This window comes from Candidatus Dedyshia acidiphila (assembly GCF_051025295.1).
Taxonomy (GTDB): Bacteria; Acidobacteriota; Terriglobia; order Terriglobales; family Acidobacteriaceae; genus KBS-83.
In genome coordinates, this window is record NZ_JBMGJV010000095.1 from 1 (window position 1) to 255 (window position 255).

Consider the following 255-nt stretch of genomic DNA (forward strand, 5'->3'; position numbering starts at 1 on the left):
GCGCACAGCTCTTGCGCCGCCGAAGGGCCGTATGTGATTGAAAATCAATCCCGGGACAGCTCCGTATCCGCCAGAACACTCTGCACCCGGATCAGGTGCTGCCGCATGGCCGACCGCGCTCCCAGCGCATCCCGCGTCTTCAGCGCAGCATAGATCGCGCGGTGCTCGGCCAATGCGGCCTCCTGGCGATGCACGAGGCGCGTGCGCTCGCTGAATTGGTGAAACAACGGCGAGAACATCCCCGCCCACAGCTCG

Annotated in this window: 1 protein-coding gene; it reads right to left on the reverse strand. The window is 65.1% G+C overall.

Translation table 11 applies throughout. The annotated features are described in order from the left end of the window. Positions 1–44: 44 nt before the first annotated feature. Positions 45–255, reverse strand: a 211-nt coding sequence (locus tag AC5IJH_RS18350) for an FCD domain-containing protein (RefSeq protein WP_491904269.1), incomplete at its 5' end; no start/stop codon positions are given.